Origin of the sequence: Occallatibacter riparius (assembly GCF_025264625.1) — a bacterium.
In the GTDB taxonomy this organism is placed as follows: domain Bacteria; phylum Acidobacteriota; class Terriglobia; order Terriglobales; family Acidobacteriaceae; genus Telmatobacter; species Telmatobacter riparius.
Genome location: NZ_CP093313.1, coordinates 2,229,946 through 2,253,111, shown reverse-complemented (window position 1 = coordinate 2,253,111; position 23,166 = coordinate 2,229,946). Strand labels below are relative to the sequence as shown.

Below are 23,166 nucleotides of genomic sequence, written 5' to 3'. Positions count from 1 at the left end.
CGGTTAAGGATAACGGAAAGACAGTGGGTAGGGGGTAGGGGTTTGAGATCAGGCAGCAAGCAGATCGAAGGAGTTGCGGTGTTTTCAGACCAGCAAGTCAGCGTCGCTATGCGACGAGCAAGTCAGCAAGTCAGCCACCAGGACGGGGGCAGGTACGGCGTTTTTGGGCGAGACGGTGCCCAGCGTGCCCGAGAAGATTGCACCGTCTTTGGGGCACCTGTGGAAATCTTGTCAAGCCCCCCTCCTGTGGAAAAACGGCCTAAGCTGATGGAAACAATCAGTGAAAAATGTGGAAAAATAATTGCCGATTACTGTTTCAATCTGCTAGTCTTAAAAATAGATAGGGAAATGCGCCCGGGCCAGATGGGGACGATCCCCGTCGACCATTCATTCGGACACGCTTCCGCAGGTCTTCTTCGCGGCTTTGAGCCGCAGATAATCCGAGCACATGAGCCGGCCTTGATGGCCGGTTTTTTATTGTCTGCAATCATCCGCTGCGGGAGCAGTCCGGAAAGGGAGATTTACGCGCATATGAGCCGGACGAACAGGAAACACAATCGCCAAATTGAGCAACATCGCCGCAACAAGGGGCCTGAGCTGCTATGCAAGGCCGCAGACAACGAACTCCAGGAAAAAGCCGGGGAGATGGCCGCAAAGCTCTCTGAAGAGATGATCAAGAACGGCAGCGTTGAGGCTGCCGACCTGCTTTTGAGCCTGGCCGAGCGGGCGAACTACAACGAAAATGCCGCACCCATGGCGCGCATCAGCATGGCGGAGAAATGGAGCAAGGAACCGCCCTTTGAGGAGCTCGACAGGGCGCCGCAGTTGATGGGTCCGCCGGTTCGAGGAGCGCTGACGGATGGCTCAGAGCAGCCGAAAGCGGAGTCGGATGAGATCAAAGAGGCCGAGTATGAGATGGTGGGCCCGCCGGCAGGGTCCGGGGCGGAGGCGAAGCCGTGAGCGGATGTTGTCCGCTGCTTATCGCAACCTGCAAAGCCGCGCTTACTCTGCGCCTCAAGCCGGGCCCCGTCAAACTGCGATTCGGGCAGAGAATGTTCGCGGTCTGTGAGGCATCCTTCGGGGGCTGAAGCCCAGGCTCCGTACATACCTGAGTGTTGCCGGCTGCCTGAAGGCAGCCCCTGATACGAAGCCTATGTGAACACATTGAGTTAGCGGAGAGCCTCTCCCTTTCGCGGCGCTTGGCGGCGGCCGCGGGGAGAGGCGGCGGTGGTGCCTCATCCTCACGTTTCGACCTCCTTTCCGTGGGGGTGGGGCACCGGGGTTCGGGCAAGCCCCGCACCGTTTGAACTCCGATGGCGCCGCTGCGCGCACTTCGGAGGCAGCGTCAAGCGCAGCGCACAAGCAGACACATTGAGTTTTGGGGAGCCTCTCCCTGAGCGGCTTTCGGTTGGTTCGCCGCAGGGGGAGGCAGCGGCGGCGCTTCACCCTCACGCTTTAGGCATGGGCGTGGGGTGAGGCACCGATGGTTCGGTAAGCGCCGAGGCCCTTTGAAATCCGAATGCCCACGGGGCTGTCGATTGCGATCGGCAGCCCCTTTTTTTTGCAACGACTTTTGACCCAAGTTTTTCGATCTCGTTTTCGACGCAGGAGTCCCGATTATGCAAGCCCTTCGCTCTTTTACGATCATGGCCGCACTGGCCTTTGTTCTAGCCGCGCCGTTGGGGCGCGCGCAGTCTGTGCAGACCACGACGGTCACCGGCACCGTGTACGCGGCCAATGGCTCGCCTGTCTCGGGGACACTCCAAGTGAGCTGGCCGGCCTTTACGACCGCGGCAGGACAGGCGATTGCCGCGGGACACATCAACGTGAATATTCCCGCGAATGGGCAGGTGCAGGTGCCATTGACGCCGAACATCGGGGCGACGCCGGCGGGGTTGTACTACACGGCGGTGTACCACCTTGCGGACGGCACGACCTCAACGGAGTACTGGGTCGTGCCGAATTCCGGGCAGACGACGATCGGGCAAATTCGATCGAAGGTGATGCCGGCGGCGCAGGCGGTGCAGGCGGTGTCGAAGGCGTATGTGGACCAGTCGATCGCGCAGGCGGTGTCGAGCCAGATTACGCCGACAGGGGGAACGCTGACGGGGCCGCTGTATTTGGCGGGTGATCCGACGGCACCGAACCAGGCGGCGAACAAGCACTACATCGACACAGCGGTGGCGGGGGCGCTGCCGCTCGCGGGCGGGACGCTCTCGGGCTCTGTGACGGCGACGCAGTTTACAGGGCCTCTGAATGGGAACGTGACGGGGAATCTGTCCGGGAATGTGTCTGGGAACGTAACCGGCAACGTGACCGGAAACGTAAGCGGGACGGCTGCGAATGTGACAGGAACGGTGGCCTTGGCAAATGGCGGCACGGGCGCTGTGGACGCGGCGACAGCGCTGGCGAATCTGGGCGCGTTGCCACTGGCCGGCGGCACGCTAACGGGGCCATTGAGTGCGACGCGGTTCACGGGTCCACTGACTGGGAACGTGACGGGGAACGTGACGGGCAACGTACAGGGAAATCTGACTGGGAATGTAGTTGGCAGCGTGACCGGCGATGTGTCGGGCAACGTGAGCGGTACCGCGGCCAACGTGACCGGAACCGTTGGGCTGGCAAACGGCGGAACCGGTGCCTCGACTGCAGCGGCAGCTCTGGCGAATTTGGGCGCGCTGCCGCTGACGGGAGGCGTATTGAGCGGTCCGGTAACGGGCACGAAGATCGGCGCGGTGTATCAGGTCGACCAGTTTCCGGGATCGGATTTTGGGGCGCGGCTGCAGGCATGCGTGAATGCGCTGGAGCCGAATTATGGCGGAACGTGCGACGCGCGGAACTTCGGGGTGTCGCTCAACATGTCTTCGAATCTGACATTGAGCACGGCAAATGTGACGATCAATTTGCCGTGCTCGACGATCGCCACAGCGGCTTCGATCGTGGTTCCCGCAGGAACGCGCAACGTCACACTCCACGGATGCGCGTCGCGGGGGACCTCGGCCGCGAGTGGCGCACAGGGCGGCACTGTCTTTCTTTACTCGGGAAGCACGGCACTGTTGCAGGTTGGCGATCCGACGTTCGGCGCCGATACGAAGGGCTTCCGGATGGACAATGCCGCCCTGAACACAACGGTTGCGCAATCGAGCGCGGCGAAGGCGATTGCGATTTATCGCGCGCAGGAGGTATCGCTGGCTTCGCTCTACCTGCTGGGCAATGCAAACCAGACGGCTATCACGATTGATGGCACGGGCAACTACGCGGGCGGAACGCTGGAAGACCTGCAGATCACGGGCTTCCAGACGGGCATCAGCGGGATTGGGCACACGGTGAATAATCCGGCGACGACGGACTGGATGAATGCGACGACGCTTATCCGGATGCATATCGATTGCCCGACGCAGAACGGGAATCCGGTTGCGGGGACGGTGGGCATCAATCTGAACGCGGGCGATGGGAACACGATTACGGGTGGCGATGTGGAGGGGTGCGCGACGGCGCTGCACCTGGGTCCGAGCGCGGTGAACAACACGATTCTGGGACTGCGGAACGAGAACTCGACGACTCAGATCCAGGCCGATCCGGGATCGAGCTACAACAACTGGATCACGGGCGGCACGATGTTCACGGGGAAGCTTGTGGACCAGGGTACGCGGAACTCGTTCCTGGATACGTTCCACCGGTCGTTCAATGTGCTGAACGGGGACTGGTGGGGATCGCAGCAGGACGCGACGGTAACGAATCATTTCCGGCTGGGCATTGGTACGGGAACCGAGCGCGGACACTTGAATCGCTACCAAACCGACTACGGCTACCGGTGGACGACGGGGCTCAGCGATGCGGCGAGCGGGGTTCAGTACTACCAGGTACTGGATGAGCTGAACAACGTGAATCGGCTGTCAATTGGGCAGTACAACAACGGGCAGTCGAGCACGAACAATCAGACGGTGATCAACGCGGCGGGAACGGGTGCGGTGATCCTTAACGGGTCAAGCAACGCGGGAACCGGCGGCGTGGTGTTTGGGTCGGGCGGTGCGACATCGAACACGGTGGCGACGATTGACAAGGCCGGCAATGCGCACTTCACGGGGACGATGCTGATCGATCAGACGGCGCAGTCGACGGGGACGCTAAGCGTGCGCAACAACGCTGACGCGGAGGTGGACTACTACCTGTGGCCGGGCGCGACGGCTAGCCAGAAGGGGTCGTTTACGTACAAGGACTACAACGGCGCGAGCCAGTGGTATCTGTTGAAGGACCAGTACAACAACTGGGCATTGAATTCGGCGGTGGGCGGGCTGGACTCGTTCAAGGCGTACCAGTCGACGAACTCGGGCGATACGTATATCAATGCGTCGAATGCGACGGGGCATATTCGGCTGAACTATGAGACGGGCGCGGGCGCGGAGACGGACATCTATTCGGGGTCGAGCACGGCGCTGGCTGCGGCGTTTCTGGGGCCGACGGCGATCAAGCTTCCGGGACTGGCTTCGTCGAGCGGCAAGAACTGTTTGCAGATCGACAACTCGGGTTACATCACGAATACGACAACGCCGTGCGGTACCGGATCCGGAATGGTGGGAAGCGGCACGACGGGGCAGATTGCGTACTACACGGCAAACGGCACGGCGCTGTCGGGAACTACGACGGTTCCGCTCACGGCGGGCGGCACGGGCGCGGCGACGGCGGCTGGTGCGCTGGCGAACCTGGGCGCGCTGCCGCTGGCGGGCGGAACGCTGACGGGGCCGGTGACGGCGACGCAGTTCAATGGACCGGTTGTTGGAACCGTGACGGGAAATGTGACTGGAGATCTGACCGGAAACGTAACAGGAAACGTGACGCTGACGACCGGCGTTACGTTTGCGGATAACTCGGTTCAGACCACGTCGCAGCAAGGTGCGCTGACGGGATCGGCGAACGACTCGACGGCGCGGACTGCGGCAGCAACTGCGCAGATGGCAGCAGCGCAGGCTGAGACGGATGCGCAGACAGCAATTGCGAATGCAGCAGCGGCGCAAAGTGCGGCGACAAAGGCTGAGACGGATGCGCAAGCAGGGATTACAAATGCTGCGACAGCACAGGCCGCGGCGGATACAGCGCTGAATGGGCAAGGCAACGATGCGACGGCGCGGGGTGCCGCTGCGAATGCGCAGACTGCGGCGACGCAGGCGGAGACCGATGCGCAGGCAGCGATTGCGAATGCAGCAGCGGCGCAGAGTGCGACGACAAAGGCTGAGACGGATGCGCAAGCAGGGATTACAAATGCGGATGCGGCGCAGACGGCTGCTGCCCAGGCTGAGAGGGATGCGCAGACGGGGATCGCGAATGCGGCAACGGCGCAGGCTGCGGCCAACTCGGCGCTGAATGGGCAAGGTAACGATGCGACGGCGCGGGGTGCGGCTGCAAATGCTCAAGCGGCAGCGACGCAGGCGGAAACCGATGCACAGACCGGGATCACTAATGCAGCGGCAGCGCAGAGTGCGGCTGGGGCGGCGCAGGCTGCGGGTGCACAAGCCGAGACGGACGCGCAGACAGGAATAACCAACGCTGCGGCAGCGCAGGCAGCGGCGGATACAGCGCTGAATGGGCAAGGCAATGATGCGACGGCGCGGACTGCCGCTGCGAGTGCGCAATCTGCTGCGACACAGGCGGAGGCCGATGCCCAGACCGGCATTGCGAATGCAGCAACGGCGCTTGCGGCAGCCAACAGCGTTCAGAGCCTTGCTTCTGAGGCGCAAACCGCCGCGTCCGCGGCCCAAAGCAGCGCATCGCAGGCCGTAACCGACGCCCAGACCGCGCTGACCGCGGCAAACAGCGTTCAGGACATTGCTTCCGCGGCGCAGGCGGCGGCCCAAGCCGCTCTCAATACGACGTCTGCGAGCTCCTCGGGTGCAGGCATCAACAACGTGGTTTCGTTCCCGGGAACGCTGGCGGCAGCGACCGCGGTGGGCGCGATCTACGACAAGGGCGGGCAGGTTTACGATGTCCGCAACTTCGGCGCGAAATGCGACGGAAGCACGGATGACTCGAACGCGATCCAGGCAACGATCGCAGCAGCAGGAACGGGCACGGTGCTCATTCCCGCGCAGACCTGCGTCGCCTCGATCACAGCGAACGTGCCGGGTCAGTCCATCGAGATCGTCAAAGGCGGCATGTTGAAGATGCCCCCGACGCTGCCCGCGAGGTCCGGCGACCATGCCTATGTAATTTACATCACCGCGGACCGAGTTACTGTTTTCGGACAGGGAACGGTGGACGGCAAGGTGTCGCCGGGCACGCGGCGGCCCGACGGCAGCTGGGTAATGAGCCCGCAAGAGACCAACTGCAAGGCCAGCTTCGACTGCGCAAGCATACGGGTTTCGGGGGCAAGTTATACCACCATCAGAGACGTCAGTATCCAGAACGCCTGGGCGTATAACATCCGCGCCAACGATACTCCGTACCTGACAATCGATCATACTTTCAGCACGGGCGCGGGTTTCCATAACATGCGCATCCATATGACTCACGCGCCGACGGACGGGACCGACTCGCTGCCGGGTCTGCGGATAACTAACAACGTCGCGGACACTACGACTAATCCCTGCCCGAACAAAGACTCGTATCAGGTGTCGGAGTATTTCGACTCGGTTACCCAGTCGCATTACTACTATGACGGCGCTGTGATCAGCGGGAACACGTCAATCCTGAAGCCGTTCGCGGGGAATACAGTTACCTGTCCGACGGGCGTGGCGTCGGCGGGCGTGACGCAAGACCTTGGCGACCGTATGGAGCTGTCCTACCTGCGCAACAGCACGGTGTCGAACAATACGACCAAGAACGGGCGATTCGCCATATCGACAAATGCGTTGGTGGGCACAACGCTGAGCGGGAATACCGGCTCTGGGATCAGCGAGACCTGTTTCGAGGAAGTGGGCAACATTGGGACGGTATGGTCGGGAAACTCCTGCTCGGACGGGCTCGGCCGCGTGCTGGGCGGCGGGCTGTGGCTGGTGGAGGGCACAGGGTCGAGAGACGTAGTGATCAACGGACTGGTGGGGCAGAACATGACCGGAACGGGATGGGATGGCAATCAGAATTGGGGAGCAGGCATCAACCTCACGGCTGCAACCAATGTGACGATTAGTGGAGTGAAACTGGAATCCGCGTCTACCACCAATTTCGGCGCAAACGCGTGCGTCAACTTCGGTTGGAGTTCCGGGATCAGGGTAACGGACGTTCAGTGCAACGGGCGCATCGGGACCGCGAGTAACTACGGCGTGCAGTTATATAACACGCAGAATGTCAGCGTATCCAATATCACGGTGAAGAACCTATATTCGGGAACAGGCGCAGTAAGTCCAGCCGTGCTGATCAGGGCGGATAACTTCGGGCCGGGAGGCCAGCCTTTCGGCGCCGGCACGCTGGCTACAGGCGGGAATCTTGCCAATAACACGGTTTACTATGCCAGGGTTGCGGCAGTCTGTCCGGCGGCGACGACGATCAGCATGGAAGGAAGCGCAGTTTCGGCGGCGGGCACGGACAGCAAGGCAGTTATCAACTGGGTATGGGCTCCGGTTGCGTGCGCCACGGGCTACCAACTGTGGGTGAGTTCGGCGAGCGGCGGCGAGAACACTTACTTTACGGCCTCAAGGAACTGGTTCCAGCAGATAGCGGCGAGCGGCACGAGTGGGACCATGCCGACCGCGCCCACGCCGACCACGATGGGCAACATCAGCCTGAGCGGGGCGCATACCAGCGGCGTCACCGGCTTGTACGGGGCCGTCTACTCGTGCCCGGGGTGCGGCAGCAGCATGACGGGTACCAAGACGATCACGGCGACCAGCAATATGGACGACCTGACCACGACCAGATGGTGCGACTACAAAGACTTCACGAACAGCGTCGAGGAGTGTTGGGGGAGCGGGTCGCCGCAGGGCTCGGTAACGGCAGGGGTGGGATCTGTATACCACCAGCTCGACGGGGCCGCGCAACAGTGGTCAAAGGCATCCGGCACGGGCGCGCTGGGGTGGGCTTTTCCTGCTAACTTCGGGGCGATCCCCAACTGCGAACTGGTGGGAACGGACGCGAACTCGAATCCCATCTGCAGCACGGGGCCGGTACTGCCGAACATACCCATCACAGTAGCGGCTTCAGGGATTCCAGTGATTCTGGTGCCGAGCGGCACGGTGGCTACGAACGGAGTGGTGACGTTCGGAACCGCTCTGCCTCTCAAGTACGCCTATGCGTGGCTGCGGCTTCCGGCGGGAGCGGTGGCGGGTGGTCTGGCGGGAGTTTATTACGCCACTTGCTCGAGCACAACCACGTGCCAGGTCTATACGGAGTTCGTCAATCCATCCACGACGTCATTTGTGCCTTATATTCCGGGGACGCTGGTAGCAGCGACGGGGAGCAACAGTCCTTACACGCAGACCATCGGAAGCGCGATCCCGCTGGTGAACACGGTTTTGGCGGGCGGAACGATGGGGCCCAACGGAATCCTGAGAAAGACGGTGTACATGATCTTTCCCAGCAACTCCGACACCAAGATCCTGCGCGTGGGTTTGAACGGGGGACTGCAGGACACGGTTCAGCAGACGACCGGGGCGCTGAACGCGCGCTACCAGCTGGAGATTCATAACGCCGGGGACCAGACCCACCAGACGGTTTATCCCAACGTGAGCAGCTTCGGGTCAACCGGAACCGGGGCGGCGCTGGGCACGCTGGATATGTCGGTGAACCAGTCCGCAATTGCCTCGTGCCAGTTGGACACGGCCACGGACTATTGCGCTGTTGTGCAGAATCTGGACGAAGTGATCTATCGCCCATAACCCATCGCATTTGGCGGAGATGGTGCGAACAACCCAACTGTGGAGTACCGATCGATGCAAGTGAATGCAGAAATGCCCGGGAGTCCTTTTGAGTCCGGCGAGTTCGAACCGGAAGAACTCGACCGAGACGAACTTGTCCGCCTGGGGCCAGTCCTCGACTATCGGCCAGCGTCGCTCGGCGGCAAGTCAGTGTTGATGGAGATGGCGGAGCGGCTGCTGTGCGTGCGGACGCGCGACGGGGAAATATCGCCGCTGCGCGCCAACTTAGTACAACGGATGTTCGAGCGGAAGCGGGGCGCAAAGAACATTGTGCTGAAGGCGCGGCAGATGGGGCTTACGACGTGGACGGCGGCGCGGTTTTTTTTGAAGACGATTACGCGGCCGGGCACGCTGACGCTGCAGGTGGCGCATACGCAGGAAGCAGCCGAGGAGATTTTCCGCATCGTGCATCGCTTCTATGACTGGCTTCCTGAAGAGCTGCGGGAGGGGCCGCTGCGGACGTCGCGGGCCAACGCGCGGCAGATTGCACTTCCCGAGCTCGATTCGCAATACCGCGTGGTGACAGCCGGTGACCGCAACGCCGGGCGTGGCCTCACGGTTCAAAACCTGCACTGTTCCGAGCTCGCCCGCTGGCCCGGCGATCCCGCAGATATACTCGCCGGGCTGCGTGCCGCCCTTGCCCCCGGAGCCGAGGAGATTCTGGAATCGACTCCGCAGGGCGTGGGCGGCTGTTTTTACGACGAGTGGCAGCACGCGAACGAGACCGGGACGGTGCGCCATTTCTTTCCGTGGTGGATGGAACGGCACTACTGTAAGCCCGTGGTTGCGCCTCTCTCCTTAACCGAGGAGGAAGCGGAGCTGAGGGCGCGGGCGCATCTGGATTTCGAGCAGATTGCCTACCGGCGTTCAATCCGCGCGAACCTGCGTGGGATGGCGCGGCAGGAGTATGCCGAGGATGCCGAGAGCTGCTTCCTGGCGAGCGGCGAATCGGTCTTCGAGCTTTCCGCTGTCGACGCGCGCCTGGCCTCTGCGCCCGTCGCGGCGGAGAGCCGAAGAAATGGCGAGCTGGAAATCTGGCTTCCGCCGGTGAAGGGGCGACAGTACCTGGTTGCCGTGGATCCGGCGGGGGGCGGTTCGGAGGGTGACTACTCGGCGGCGCAGGTTGTGGACGTTGCGACCGGCATGCAGTGCGCGGAGTTTGCATCGCATACCGGCGGGCTGGAGTTGGCGAAGTTCATCACCGGGCTGGCTCGCGAGTACAACGGGGCGGTTCTGGTAATGGAACGCAATAACCACGGAACTGGCATTGTGTCGCTGTGCGAGAACGTGTGCGGCTACAGGCGGATCTTCAGGCAGAACGGTCAAGCCGGGTGGCTGACGACATCGATCAGTCGTCCGGCCATGCTGGGGCGGCTGAATGCCGCGCTGGTTGAGAATCCGGACCTATTCATGAGCCGGAAGCTGCTGGGTGAATTGCGCAGTTTCGTTCGGCAGCCGGATGGCTCGACGGGGGCGGCCAGCGGGACGCATGACGACCGCGTGATGGCGATGGCAATTGCGCTGGCGGCGAGGGCGGAGGTGGCTGAAAGGCAGGGACAAAGGGACCAAGGGACAAAGTAAAATGGTGCTTCATCGCCCAGGGAGCTGAATGCCGACCGCCGCTACTCAACACATTCGCCGCATGCGCGGCGGCGCACAAGGGCAGCTTATGCTGGCGGCGGACGGCCACCTCTACGTGGTGAAATTCCGGAATAATCCGCAGCATATCCGCGTGCTGGCGAATGAACTGCTGGCTTCGCGGCTGGCTTTAGCGGCGGGGCTTACCTGCCCGGAGCCTGAGATTGTGGACGTGTCGCAGTGGCTCATCGAGAACACGGCGGAGATGCAGATTGATTTCGGCAGGCGCCAGGAGCCCTGCACCGCCGGACTTAACTACGGCTCGAGATTCGTAGGTGGGCTGATGCCCGGGCAGGTGGTGGATTATCTGCCGGAGGAGGAGCTGGGGCAGGTCCGCAATCTCGAGGAGTTCGCAGGCATCCTGGTTCTCGATAAGTGGACTGGGAATGCGAACGGTCGGCAGGCAGTGTTTGTGAAGCGGGCACGCGAGCGGCGCTACCGGGCTTTCTTCATGGACTTTGGCTACTGCTTTCACGCTGGAGACTGGAAGTTCGACGATGTTCCGCTGCGCGGCGTGTATTACCGCAACAGCGTCTACCGCAGTGTGACCGGGTTCGACTCGTTCGAGCCGTGGCTTACACGCATTGAAAAGCTGAACCCGGACGCGATCTGGGCCGCAGCCAACGATATTCCGCCGGACTGGTATGGCGGAGACATGACCGCATTGGAGGCGGTGGTCGAGAAGCTTATCTATCGGCGAAGCCGGGTGCGGGAGCTCATCGACGATTTTCGGCGCTCCGATCGGGAGCCGTTTCCCAATTGGGGCAAGGTTGAGAATGAATTGCGGCCGGAGATGTGGCCGAACCAGCAATATGGAGCTAGCATTCCGAGGGGAGTGAATTAAGACGGTGAGTAGTGATTCGTGGGGAGTGGTCAGAAAGACCATGAACCGGCAACCATCACTAATCACTAATTACCATGCCCAGCCGCCTTCCATGCGCGTTTCAGCTTGTACGCTACGTGCCCGATCCGGTGCGTAACGAGTTCGTGCATATTGGCGTGCTGCTGCGCGAAGAAGGCGGGCAGCTCAATCTCAGATTTACGCGCGACTGGCGGCGCGTGCGGTGCCTCGATCCGGACGCGGATACCGCCATGCTGGAAGGCATGGAAACAGAGCTTCGCCGGCGGCTGCAGGAAGATCTGGCCCGGCCCGAGGCTCAGCGCAAGTTCACACGCATTCTCGACGAGTCGCTCTCGCTGGGCGTGCAGATCACCGAGCCCAAGGCGTATCTGGCCGAGAGCCTGCCGGCCGGGATGGAAGAGCTGATGAAGATGTACGTCGACCCGCCGAAGCGTGAACGGGTGTCGCGCCTCTCGGGGCGCGCGGCTATTCAATCCGCGATGAGGGATGAGTTCGAACGGGCACAGGTTTGGAGCTTGATGCGCAAGCAGATCCGTGCGGCCGAGTACACGAGGCCAGGCGATCCGCTGCGCATCGATGCCGGTTACCGGCCGAACGGAATGATCAGGATGTTTCACGCCGTGTCACTCGAGCCCGGCGTGGAGATGGCCAAGGTTCTGGCGTTCTCCTCGGCGAGCCTTCGCACGGGCGTGGAACGCATTGAGAAAGCTAAGCTGGAACTTACGGCGATTGTCGAGCCCGCCGCGCAGCTGGGCATCAAGGCCGGCGAGTCAGAGGAAAGTGCAGAACGCCTGGAGCTTTACCGCTTCGGCATTGAGACGATGGAAGAGCACCAGATCCGGGTGCTCACCACAACCGACTTACCCAATGTAGCAGCGACCGCTAGACGCGAACTGCGACTGGATTAACTGCAGGGAATAGGGAGTAGGGAATAGGAGACGGCGATCGCCCTCGGGCGGTCGTTTTGTTTTGGAGCAAATGCCATCGCTGAAGTTGAGCGGTGGCATTCGCATTTCTATTCCCTATTGCCTATTCCCCGCCCTTAGCAAAGGAGTCATTCGTGAAACTCACCACGCACATCCGCGCTTTGTGGCGCAATGAAAAGAAGGCGGCGGAGATTGAAGCTGCGGCGGGCGACCGCAAGACACTCGCGCTGCCTGCCATCCTGACTCCGGTTCAGTATCCCGGAAAGCTCCTGCCGAAGCCCACGCCGGCGAACTTGCGCCGCTTTGCTGAAACCCCTGTCGTCCGCCGGGCTATCAACGTTATCAAGGACCGCGTTGCCGCAATGGACTGGCAGATTCGCCCGCGCAGAGGGTCGGCGATCGATCTGACTGAAGCTCCCACGCGCCTGCAGGCTCTTCGCCTCATCCTCGAAGAGCCGAACCCGAGCGACAGCTTCCGCACCCTGATCGAACAGGTGATTGAAGACGCGCTCACCGGAGGTTTTGGAGCCATTGAGATGGAACCGACCGGCGACGACGCGCGGCCCGCGCTGCTGTGGCCGGTCGACGGCGCTTCCATCCGTATCAATGGCAAGTGGGATGGCTCGGCCGAAACACCGCGCTATGCGCAATGCATGACGGGCCAGGTTGACGGCGGAGTCGATCTGCGCGACGACCAGTTGATGTACATCCGCATGAACCCGCGCAGCTTCACGCCCTTTGGGCTCGGTCCGCTGGAAGTGGCGTTCGAGACCATCAATCAGTTTCTCGCTGCGCATCGGTTTGCCGGCAAACTCGCCGCCAATTCCGTAGCACAGTATGCACTGTGGCTCAACGAGACGACTCCCACGCAGCATGACCGGCTGATCCGCTGGTGGCAGGACGAGATCGAAGGCACCGGACGCGTTCCGCTTATTTCCACGGAACAGAAGCCGGAGGTTTTGCGGTTTGCGCAAGGGACCGATGCCGACCTGCGGCTGGAATGGCAGCGGTTTTTGATCCGGATGGTGGCGAACGCCTTCGGATTGCCTCCGCTGTTGCTGGGGCTGGAGGGCGATGTGAATCGCTCTACGGCGGGCGAACTGGCCGATGAGGCTTTTCGCGGCGCGATTTCGCCGTTAGCGCAACTGATTGCCGGCCACATCACGCGCGACCTGTTCAGCAAGTGCATTGGCTGGCGGGACTTCGAGTTTGTGTTCAACGACATCAGTGCCCGCGACGAGGAAACAGAATTAGCCGTTCAGGTCCAGTTGCTTCAAGCCGGCGTACTGACGGTCAACGAAGTCCGCGCGCTGCGCGGATATCCGCCGATGTCGAAGGGCAGTGAATAGTGGCTAGTGTTAGTTATCTGTACTTACCTTGCTGTCACTAATCACTAACCACTACCCACCCGCTACTAACGATCCGTTCATCACAATCTCACACCCACCTTGGACACACCCATGCATCTTCAAGCGATGGCAGTACACATTCCGCCCGTCGACGGACATCCGAACCGGATTCCGTTCGAAGGAATTCTAACCACAGTCGATACGCCCAGTGACAGGGCCCCCTCCGGCGCACGCGGGCACCGCGTTGTGCTCACGCGTGAAGCCGCCGAGCAGGCTCTGCCGTCTCTGCTGGGAATGGCGGTCGATTACCGCCCGGCCTGGGACGGCCACGACAATCGCTGCAAGATCGGCATTCTCACCGAGGCTACCCTCAGCGGCAACAATCTCCTGGTTCGCGGCTATCTTTATGCGCGTGACTTTCCTGACGTTGCGAAAGCGATCGAGGTTCACGCTCAGAATGTATTGGGGATGAGTTATGAGATAGCCGATGCCAAGGTGCAGGATATGCGAGCCCCGATCTGGCGACTTACGAAGGTCACTTTCACGGGGGCCGCTATCCTGCTCCGGGCGAAAGCCGCTTATGGCAGCACGCGCTTTCGCATGACGGAAAGCCGACCTTCGGCTCTCACTACTCGGTTTTCAGCTTGAGCCGGGCCCCATCGGGCGCAGCATTCGACCCTTAGCTCCGCAGCTTTGCGGAGCTTTTCTTTTGCACCAAACAGCAGCGAGAGGTTACCAGCTGCATTTCACGAAAGGAACCTATATGGAACACGAACAGCAACTCGCCGAACGTCTCGAACAGGCGGCAAGCCTGCTCGAGCGGACCCTGACCTGGCTCGAAGAGCGCAAGTCTGCTCTGAGCGGCGAAGTCGAAAAGATATCCGCCACTGTGGACCCAGCAGTATCGGCTCGCGAAGAGGAACTCGCTGCCAAACTGGCTGCTGCCGAGCACGAGATCGCCGAACTAAAAGCAGCGGCGGCCAATCTGCCATCAGGGCCGGCAGCACTGAGTTCCATTCGAAAGACCGTGCCCGCCTCGACTGCTGACATGCTCGCCAAGCGCGGCATCGGCGATGGCCCGGTAGATGTTCGGGCACTCGATGCAGCCCTCTCCGGCCTCAGCCTCGAGCAGCGCATTGCGGTCAAGAGCCAGTTGCTCCGCGCCGGAGCAGTCTCGTAATTCAGCTTTTAGCTTCTAGCCACTAGCTTCCAGGAACGGTGCGACCAGAGACCCGGCCGCACCATATCGTCGCTAGTCCATGAAGCCATCACGCGGCCAGTACCGCACGCAAATCAACAAGCCGGGATAGCTATCAGCTAGAAGCTAGAGGCTAGCAGCTGTCTTCCAGCCATAACTCGCCTACTACGGCAGAAAGCACACCATGAACAACTCAGTTTCCTTCGCCGACATCCATGCCGCGGCCGACTACATCGGACCCGGAGCCGTTGAAGTGCCGCTTTACCAGACCGAGATCTTCGACATCTGCCGCCGCTCCAGCCCGTTCGGACAGCGTATCAAGCAGGTGCCGGCCACCGGTCATCCGTCGCGCTTCTTTGAAGAGACCGCTCTTCCGAACCCTGGCACTGCCGGTTTCGTCAACCCTCGCTCTATCGTGGCGCCGACAGTCAGCCCCACTCGCGTGGAGCGCAGCGTGCCTCTGAAGGCAATCGTTGCGCAGATCAACTACAACCTGTTCGACATCGAACTCGGCCAGCAACAGCAGCAGTTTGCATATTTGCAGGCGAAGGACCTGGTGGACACGGTCTCCGGCGTGATGGTGACGCACGATGTTGCGTTGTGGAACGGCAATGACACAAGCCTGTCCGCACCGACAACCACACAGTACATGGGCGCAATCGCGCAGATCCAGGCGGGCGGCAACACTACAACGATCGGCACTTCCGCATCGATCGTGGACGGGCTCAAGTCGACCGTGGCACAGATGGTGGCGAATAACGGCTACCATGTGCGTCCGACGGCGATCTATGCCAACCCGGTGCTGCTCGACCTGATCGACCGCGAGATGAAGACCGAATACAACGTGGTCCTCAACTCCGATCAAATCACTGGCGGGTTCCGCGTGAAAATGCTGTCTACGCAGGCTGGCGATCTGCCTTTGATTCCGGACTGGAGCCTCAGCTACACCGGAACTCCTGGCTCTGGCTCCGCAGTTCTGCCGGCTTACATCGTCACGGAAGACCTGATCGAGTATCACTGGCTGGGCGACGCGGCTCCGCGGATCTTCCAACTCGGTACGCCTAATTCGCTTGCGCACCAGTATGTCGCGGTCAAATTCGGCGGCGTCGTGGTCAAGGGCGCCAACTACGCGCACTACCAGGTACTGGTAGATCGCTAGCCGAGGGCGGTTCACGGTTCTCAGTTCGCAGTTCACAGTTACCGATGCATCCGTATCGGCGCGGTGTTCTGCAACTGAGAACTACGAACTGTGAACTAAGAACTTTGCAGTTCCACCCAAGAACTTCTGAAAGAAGGACCTCCATGGCATACCTTCAGCCAGCGGACTATCCCAACTTCGGACTGCCGGCCTCTACGTCGGCAGACTGGATTACTGCCGCCACGGCACTTATTAACAGCTATTGCCGGCGACCGGATCTCAGCGTCACGGAATACACGGAGCGCCTGCGCATTATGCGTGACGCACAGAGCGTTCGGCTGAGCTATCTGCCGATAGCAGCACTCGGGGATGCGACGACGCCGATTATCAGCCTTCAGGGGCGCTATGCCAGGCCACGCCGAGGCGAACTGGCCGATAACCCGCTGTTCGATGCCGCGTGGGCGTTTTCGCTGCCCGGCCAATGGACGGCGATCGACGCAGCCACCATTGACCTCGACCCTGTCAGCGGCGAACTGACGCTGCCTCAGAATCTCTTTGGGCTGCCCTTCAATGAAGTGTGCGTGACCTATACGGCCGGGCTAACTCAGATCGGCGACGATATCAAATCGGCTTGTGCGCAGATTGTCCGCAACGCGCAGTCCACGCCGGCCCTCAACGTCCGCACCAGCAAGATTGACACGATGCAGATGCAGTACTTCTCGAGTTCGCTCCTGGACGACACGGTGAAGCAGTGGCTTCGTCCCTACGTTGCGACTCGCGTGGGGTGAGGCCATGAGTGACACTTCTTCCCGCAATCCGACGGGCGCACCGCAGTTTCTGGCGAACGCACTTCTGCGATCCGTTGGAGGAACAACCGCACAGCTACGCGTTGCCGCTACCGACACGGACGACGCCCAATGCGAGGTGGGCCTGGTCGCGACCACGTTCTCGGATGTTGTGCTCAGTCCGGTGATCATGCGCAAGCTGCGCCCGGCATGGCAGGAGTGCGACCAACCCAAATGGGAACTGATGGTCTCCGCTTCCAGCGTGCAGGAACAGGTCAGCGCATTCGAACTTGAATCTGCGCAGGCGCTGTTTGGCATAACACTCACCGTCACCGTGGCTGGGCAGGACTACCTCATCGAATCCATCGGCACAAGCGAAGCCTTCGGGCAAGTCTACGTTTACCGTCTACTGCTACGTGAGGCGAGACAACAAGCCGTTTGATGATTTGCCGGCACTCAGTCGTCAGTTTCTAGTCAAAGGCGCTGTCGATTTGAACCAGCTACTGCTCCCACAACGGAACTCTGGCAACTGAACACTTTCGGAGAAGTTATGCAGAACGCGAAAGACTCCTTTTATATGGCGCTGCGCAATCGGCTGGCCGCGCTCAATCCTGAGCGTACCGTTATGCTGCGCGGCGCTGTTCGGCCCGGCATTCTGGTGGAAGATGCTGAGGCCCCTTTCAACCAATTGCCCAATGACGTTTTCATCATTCGCTGGCTAGGACATGGCGCCGATATCGACCTGGCATCCACGCTCGTTGCCGAAGAATGCGAGATCACTTACAACACTTGCGGTTGCCAGAGCTTTGGGGGCCTCGATCGGGGACGCGCCCTGAGTGAAATGGACGGAGAGTTACTCGCCATCCTTCAGCCGTTTTCCACTCCGAAGTTGAGTTATAGCGAGCAGCCACCGGCCGCCTTCCTGACGCAGGTGTTCTGGGATGAGCCTGTCTTCTCGCCTGCCGTTACGCAGCGCGACCGGCTCAGCCGCTCCGCAAAGATCATGGTTTACAGCTACCAGGAAGCAGGTGAATGAAATGCCCAAAGCCTCGTCTCCCACCTGGTTCAACGCTGCTGCACCGGTAGCACGCCGCGTGCGCGCCTACTTCGCGCCGGTGAACCGGGCCGCCCAACAGCCCGTGCTTTTTGATCCGTCGCAGCAGGGCGGCTTTGACCTCGATAATCCGCCGGCCCCCTGGATCAGCCTCGGCTTCATTCAGAACTTCTTGCGCAAAGCCGCGAGCAAGTCCGGAGCGATCATGTCGGGCATCCCTGCAGTCGCACAGGAACAGATCCGCGAGTCGCTGGGTGCGCGGGTTGGCTTTCAGTTTCTGAGTTGGACGAAGCTCACCATGGCGTTGGCCACCGGCTCGCAGCACATGAACGTGCTCGCTTCCACGACCGGGTCCGTTCCCGAGCCCGCGGGGGCCGAACCGTTCGCGGCTGTCAGTGTACAGAGCGGATCCACTGCTGCCCACATTGCGCTTTCAGCAGAGGACGCCACGCAATTCACCGTCGGGCAGATTGTTGCTGTTGATTGCGACTATGCTGGACAGACCGGTTACCTGGGATCGCCTATAACTGGAGCGTATCTTCGACAGCCTCTGTCCGATCCGGACTATCTTCGCCGGATTACATTTAATGTCGCGCTGGTCGCAGGTGTTAGCTCCTCATCGATAACTCTGGCGCAACCCTTGCCGTGCGGTGCACCCGCATCCGGCGCAAAGGTTCAGGCAGTTACCGGTTTCGTGGACCGCGAGGGTGGGAGCTTCTATCACGAATGGTCTGCGCTGTTCGTCATGGAGGGCACCCAGGGCGAGCGCATCTTCTTCCATTACCCGCGTCTGCAGCCTGTGGCCAGCGCAGAAGAATCTGCGCAGCCTCTCTCCGGCAAAGGGCAGGGCCGGCTGGAGCGCATAGCGCTGAGCGCGGAGTTCACCGCGCTCCCAATTACTGATCCGCTCGATAACGAGCGAGTCGTCTGTTACCGCAGTTTCGTTCCGGCCCCGAGGGCGCTGGTGTAGCCCTAGGCCTTTGTACGTTGCTGGTTCTGTTCTCATCGCGCACAGCGCAGCTAACCCGGTAGAAGGTACGCCATGCATCTCACGATTGATAATCAGGATTACACTGCCGCACTCGACACTTCGAACGCAGTCACCATCGAGCGCGCTCTCAATGCGCCTTCTACCTGTCGGCTGTCGCTCGCGCTTCCACAGGACGGCTCCCTGGCCGCGCCGTCGCGTCTGCAATCACTAGCTGTAAGCGGCGATGACGGGACCGTGTACTTTACCGGATACATCGCTGCCGCGCCCGTGCCCGAGTACGCGGGCTTCGCGATGCAGGGTGCGCGCTACCGCCTCGCTGTTCATGCTGTCAGCGACGAGATGCTGCTCGATCTCGCGCTCGCGTCTAGCAGTCAAGGCGCAAGCGGGACGACTGCCGGACGGCTTCTGGGCATCCTCGCGACTCGCACGGGCAACCCTGCGCTCGATAACAGTAGCCTCGAATTGAACGCTCCCGTCGGCCACTTCACATCTGAAGCGGGCGCACCTTTCAGTAAGTCGGCCGGCCAGGTTGCGGACCAGGCGCGCGCCGTTTACCGCGCGCAAGCGGGCAGACTCACGCTCAACACCATTCCCGCGGCAGTGCATCCCCTCAGCGAACAAGACGGCAGTCTCGCGCTTGCCAATCTAAGCTTCACGCGCAGCCCGAGGAGAAACTTCGCCAATGACATCACCGTTTGCGGTGATCACGAACCTGCTACGTACGTCACAGAAGTGTTCGAGGGTGACGGAGCAAACCTGAACTTCGACCTGTCAGGGGCGCCCTGGTTTCCGCCCGCATCGAAATGCACATTGATCTCTGAGGGCTTCGATGGTCCGGTGATCGATCCGCGGGTGTGGAGCAACGCAAGCACTGCTTACTTCGGCCTTGGCTCAGCCGGGCTCGCGATGTGTGGCGGCAGCGGTGTTGACGGTCAGACGCAACTTATCTGGATCGATCCGGTTGAGATGGCCGGCACTCTTCTGCTGGAGGCCCGAGGCGTATCACTCGCAAACGACAGCACCGGCCTGCTTGCCGCTTTCTTCGATGGTGATGGTACTGTTTCCTCCTGCGTGCTGGGGTTCCAAGCCACCGCGCAGCAGAGCACAGGCACCGTCTCGCTTCAGCCCATTGTGGCAGGCTGCGCAGCGGGCGCCGGTTTCACCATTAACCCTGCGAACCAGTACACACTTCGGATTCGCGTTCACTCGCCTGAACAGCAGCGCACTGGCGCGACGTTTCGTTCCTTCGGCGACAGCGGGCCTGTTTCCACAGGCGGCCGGATTGTTCTCTCGCCAGCGAAGCTGCTGTTCGAGATCCAGGAGTTCATCAACGGAGTCGCGTGCATGCCGGTTACGCTCTACGACGGTGCGATCAGCAATCTCTCCAGCTCGTGCATCGTTGTCGCGGCTAGCAGCCTCAATCTGCGCGGATCAATGCGCGCGTTCAGCCTGACAAGCCTCGGCTCCGCGTGGGTTGTATCTGCACCGCAGAGTGGCGCACTCATGACGCGCCGTCTGGGCAGTTCCACTGAATCGGCGGAGTGCGACGTGAGCCGCAGCGGTCGACTGACGTTCTATCCGGGGTTCGCGCCAGCCGCGGGAGAGCAGATCACAGTCACGTATCGCACCAGTGCGCGTTCTGTCGGGCGAGCCGTAAATGAGACGAGCCTGGAGGCGCTCAAGCCTTTGGGATCGCCGGGGACGGCAAGCTGGATCGGCTCCGTTACGAATCCTGCCTGCCGCACATCGATCGATTGCCGAAACGCCGCGGCGGCGCTCATGCAATCTGCAGGCAGTTCTTCCGCGTTGTGGTCCGGGGTTTGGCGCGGCACGAATCACGATCTTGCTACCGACATATGGCCTGGCGACGCGCTGGCGCTCAATGCGCCGTCGTGCAGTCTCAACGCGGAACTCGTGGTGCGCAGCGTGAAGGTGACGTACCGGTCCTCTGTTCCGGATGTGTTTGCTTATGAAGTCGCTTTCGCCAACGACTGGGCCGAAGATCTCGCCATTCGCACGAGCGAGTCTGTACATGCCGACGCATGGCTGCCCGCTCCCGCGGCGGCAAACTACGCATCCAATCTGAATGCGCTCACAGTCACTGCGATCAGTGGCAACAACGTCACCATCAACACTGGCGCCACTGCGCCGGTGGGCGGAGGATTCGAGATTCGCAGCCGTGATTACGCGTTCATGATGGACGAAGATCCAAGCTTGGTGATGCGCGGGTCGCAGGCAAATCTGACATTCACGAGGCAGGCGGCCGCCGATCGATATTACGTTCGGATCTTTGATGAGGCGGACCCGCCGAACTACAGCGAGTTCTCCGCAGCCGTGATCTTTCACACGCCGCTCAGCTCATAGCATCAGAGCACTTCCGCATAAAACACCCTCACCGTGAACGAAGCGAAGGACCTGTGCTTGCATCTGGCCTTCGCTTCCCTCCACCGGAGTAAACCCCATGCGCATGATGAATGAATTCGAAGCACAAGTCCTCAGCGACCTCTCGGTGCTGAAAACCCAGATGAACGGCCTGACGGGCGACGGCAACGGCGGCCGCATTGCCGACTTGGAGCGCCGCATGGAACGGCACGAGCAGAACTGGCAGCGTGCCAAAGGATTCGTGGCCGCGTTCAGTGTTCTCATCACGGTCGTTGAAGTTGCCGTGCAGGCCTGGCACCGGCACTGAGCAGTGGCCGAATATAATCACCCCATGAACGATGGTCCGTTGGTCGGCGTGGTCATGGGCAGCAAGAGTGATTATGAGGTGCTCTCCGCTGCAGTGGAAATTCTGCGCGCGCTTGAAATTCCGCATGAAGCCAAAGTGGTCAGCGCGCATCGCACGCCCGACCTGCTCTTTCACTACGCAGAGACCGCTCGCGAACGCGGCCTCAGAGTCATCATTGCGGGAGCCGGCGGCGCTGCGCATCTGCCCGGCATGCTCGCGGCCAAGACACTTGTTCCGGTGCTCGGAGTGCCCGTGCCTGCCACCGCGCTGAATGGCCTCGACTCGCTGCTCTCCATCGTGCAGATGCCCAAAGGTATCCCGGTCGGCACACTCGCCATCGGCAAGCCCGGCGCGGCCAACGCCGCTATTCTCGCGGCTGAAATGCTCGCCACCACGGATGAAGCGCTCTACCATCGGCTCTCGCAATGGCGCGCCGCGCGCACCCAGGAAGTGCTCGGCCAGGAGCTGCCTGCTTGACCCCCGAGACTGACGCGAAGCAGGTGCAGCCCGGCGGTACGCTCGCCATTCTCGGCGGAGGACAGCTTGGCCGCATGATGGCGATGGCTGCGCGCACCATGGGATACCACGTGCGTGTCATGGATCCCGAGCAGCGTTGCCCCGCAAGCTTTGTCGTCGATCAAACGATTGTGGGCAAGTGGGACGATGCCGAAGCCGCACATCGGCTGGCCGACGGCGCCGATGCCGTTACGCTCGAGATCGAACAGATCGGCATTGATGCATTGCAACGTGTCGCCGACATCGCACCACTTCGTCCGGGCGTCGAACCCATCCGCATCATCCAGGACAAGACGCTGCAGAAGCCCTGGCTTGCGGAACATGGTTTCCCCGTAGGCCCATTCCACGTGGTGCGCAGCGAAGAGGAACTCCAGGCCGCAGTGCCCGCGCTCGAGAATCGCGTGTTCCTGAAGATCGGCCGAGGCGGGTACGACGGCCGGGGTCAGGTGCGCATCGGCCTCGATCAGCCGGTAACCCCTTCAGAAATTGAACAGGCATGGAATGCCCTGGGCGGCAATGCCTGCGTCGCCGAACAGGCACTCGATCTCGATATTGAAATCAGCGTCATGGCCGCACGCAATCCCGCCGGCGAAGTGCGAAGCTTCCCTGCAGCGCGCAATCATCATGAAAATCAGATCCTCGCCTGGAGCGTGCTGCCCGCCGGCATCTCGCCTGAGCTTGAAGAACGCGCCGAACGCCTTGCGCGCGAAATCAGCACCGGCCTTGGTGTTGAAGGCATGCTCTGCGTGGAGATGTTCGTGACGAAGCAGGGCGAGCTGTTTGTAAACGAGCTTGCGCCGCGGCCCCACAACAGCTATCACCAGAGCGAGCGCGGATGCGCCACCAGCCAGTTTGAGCAGGCCGTCCGAGCAGCGCTGAATCTGCCGCTCGGCGACACATCGCTCATCTCACCCTGCGCCATTGTCAATTTGCTCGGAGACGTGTGGCTCGACGGTGAGCCGGACTTCGCCGCAGCCATGGAGGTTCCCAGCGTAGGCGTGCATCTCTACGAGAAGCTCTCCGCGCGGCCGGGTCGCAAGATGGGACACCTATCGTCTGTGGGCTCGACAGCCGAAGAAGCGCTGGACCGTGTGCTCGAAGCAAAGCGGCGCTTGCATTCCTGATCGGCAATTGA

The 23,166-nt window shown here is 61.3% G+C and carries 17 protein-coding genes; all 17 read left to right on the top strand.

From position 1 onward, the window contains the following. The first annotated feature begins 267 nt into the window (after window positions 1–267). Entirely contained in the window at window positions 268–960 is a 693-nt protein-coding gene (locus MOP44_RS08925; RefSeq protein ID WP_260795691.1) for a hypothetical protein, read from the top strand. 659 nt (window positions 961–1,619) lie between these two features. Beyond that, on the top strand, window positions 1,620–8,807 hold the full coding sequence (locus MOP44_RS08920; protein WP_260795690.1) for a hypothetical protein: 7,188 nt from the start codon (window positions 1,620–1,622) through the stop codon (window positions 8,805–8,807). A gap of 54 nt (window positions 8,808–8,861) precedes the next feature. Continuing rightward, window positions 8,862–10,427, top strand: a complete 1,566-nt coding sequence (locus tag MOP44_RS08915; RefSeq protein WP_260795689.1) for a terminase — start codon at window positions 8,862–8,864, stop codon at window positions 10,425–10,427. A 28-nt stretch (window positions 10,428–10,455) separates the two neighbouring features. Next, window positions 10,456–11,328 carry a HipA family kinase gene (locus tag MOP44_RS08910; RefSeq protein WP_260795688.1) on the top strand — a complete coding sequence of 291 codons (873 nt, stop codon included), beginning with the start codon at window positions 10,456–10,458 and terminating at the stop codon, window positions 11,326–11,328. A 74-nt stretch (window positions 11,329–11,402) separates the two neighbouring features. Beyond that, a complete protein-coding gene (locus MOP44_RS08905; protein ID WP_260795687.1) occupies window positions 11,403–12,254 on the top strand; it encodes a DUF3037 domain-containing protein in 852 nt (283 codons plus the stop codon). A 152-nt stretch (window positions 12,255–12,406) separates the two neighbouring features. Continuing rightward, the gene (locus MOP44_RS08900; RefSeq protein ID WP_260795686.1) at window positions 12,407–13,621 is read left to right on the top strand and encodes a phage portal protein; all 1,215 of its coding nucleotides are present in this window, start codon (window positions 12,407–12,409) and stop codon (window positions 13,619–13,621) included. 126 nt (window positions 13,622–13,747) lie between these two features. Continuing rightward, window positions 13,748–14,269, top strand: coding sequence for a hypothetical protein (locus MOP44_RS08895; protein WP_260795685.1), 522 nt, complete (start codon window positions 13,748–13,750; stop codon window positions 14,267–14,269). A gap of 115 nt (window positions 14,270–14,384) precedes the next feature. Beyond that, window positions 14,385–14,801 carry a hypothetical protein gene (locus MOP44_RS08890; RefSeq protein WP_260795684.1) on the top strand — a complete coding sequence of 139 codons (417 nt, stop codon included), beginning with the start codon at window positions 14,385–14,387 and terminating at the stop codon, window positions 14,799–14,801. 202 nt (window positions 14,802–15,003) lie between these two features. Then, window positions 15,004–15,978, top strand: coding sequence for a hypothetical protein (locus MOP44_RS08885; protein ID WP_260795683.1), 975 nt, complete (start codon window positions 15,004–15,006; stop codon window positions 15,976–15,978). 143 nt (window positions 15,979–16,121) lie between these two features. After that, window positions 16,122–16,745 carry a hypothetical protein gene (locus tag MOP44_RS08880; protein ID WP_260795682.1) on the top strand — a complete coding sequence of 208 codons (624 nt, stop codon included), beginning with the start codon at window positions 16,122–16,124 and terminating at the stop codon, window positions 16,743–16,745. A 4-nt stretch (window positions 16,746–16,749) separates the two neighbouring features. Further along, a complete protein-coding gene (locus MOP44_RS08875) occupies window positions 16,750–17,184 on the top strand; it encodes a hypothetical protein (RefSeq protein ID WP_260795681.1) in 435 nt (144 codons plus the stop codon). A 108-nt stretch (window positions 17,185–17,292) separates the two neighbouring features. After that, on the top strand, window positions 17,293–17,778 hold the full coding sequence (locus tag MOP44_RS08870) for a hypothetical protein (protein WP_260795680.1): 486 nt from the start codon (window positions 17,293–17,295) through the stop codon (window positions 17,776–17,778). Window position 17,779: 1 nt separating this feature from the next. Beyond that, the gene (locus tag MOP44_RS08865; protein WP_260795679.1) at window positions 17,780–18,766 is read left to right on the top strand and encodes a hypothetical protein; all 987 of its coding nucleotides are present in this window, start codon (window positions 17,780–17,782) and stop codon (window positions 18,764–18,766) included. A 72-nt stretch (window positions 18,767–18,838) separates the two neighbouring features. Continuing rightward, the gene (locus MOP44_RS08860; RefSeq protein WP_260795678.1) at window positions 18,839–21,151 is read left to right on the top strand and encodes a hypothetical protein; all 2,313 of its coding nucleotides are present in this window, start codon (window positions 18,839–18,841) and stop codon (window positions 21,149–21,151) included. Window positions 21,152–21,248: 97 nt separating this feature from the next. After that, window positions 21,249–21,476, top strand: a complete 228-nt coding sequence (locus MOP44_RS08855) for a hypothetical protein (RefSeq protein WP_260795677.1) — start codon at window positions 21,249–21,251, stop codon at window positions 21,474–21,476. A gap of 24 nt (window positions 21,477–21,500) precedes the next feature. After that, complete coding sequence (purE, locus tag MOP44_RS08850) at window positions 21,501–21,992, top strand: 5-(carboxyamino)imidazole ribonucleotide mutase (protein WP_260795676.1); 492 nt, start codon at window positions 21,501–21,503, stop codon at window positions 21,990–21,992. After that, a complete protein-coding gene (gene purK / locus MOP44_RS08845) occupies window positions 21,989–23,155 on the top strand; it encodes a 5-(carboxyamino)imidazole ribonucleotide synthase (protein ID WP_260795675.1) in 1,167 nt (388 codons plus the stop codon). Before purE ends, purK begins: the two co-directional genes overlap by 4 nt. Window positions 23,156–23,166 lie beyond the last annotated feature (11 nt).